The 503-nt window shown below is 69.4% G+C and carries 1 pseudogene; it reads left to right on the forward strand.

From position 1 onward, the window contains the following. A pseudogene (locus ACXJKJ_RS32505) lies at positions 1–503 on the forward strand (S9 family peptidase); the annotation flags it as partial.

Here is a 503-nt window from a genome sequence, read left to right on the forward strand (position 1 = left end):
GTGTACGACAGCGCGCGCCAGCGTGCGGTGTTCGTACGCAATGGCGATGTGTTCCTGCGCGACCTGCGCAGCGGCGCGCTGACCCAGCTGACCCGCAGCTCGGAGAAGTCCAGCGCGGTCAACTTCGCCCGCGATGGCGGGGTGATCTGGCGCACCGGGCAGAACTGGTTCCACTGGACCGCCGCCGGCGGCGTGCAGCAGGTGGCCAGCCTGAAAGCCGAAAAAAATCCCGACGAGGCGCCCAAGGCCGACGTGTTGCGCGACCAGCAGCTGCGCACCCTGGCCACGCTGCGCAACGACCGCGCCCAGCGCGACGCGCTCAAGGCGCAGGAAGCCAGCTGGCGCCGTGCCGATGGCACCCGCGCGCCGGGCCCGGTGTACCTCGGCGCCGAGGTGGAGATCGTCGACAGCGTGCTGTCCCCGGACACCCGCAGCCTGATCGTAGTCACCAAACCGAAGAGCTTCGATGAAGGCCGCGGCGGCAAGATGCCCAAGTACGTGAC

Source organism: Roseateles sp. P5_E1 (assembly GCF_054049335.1).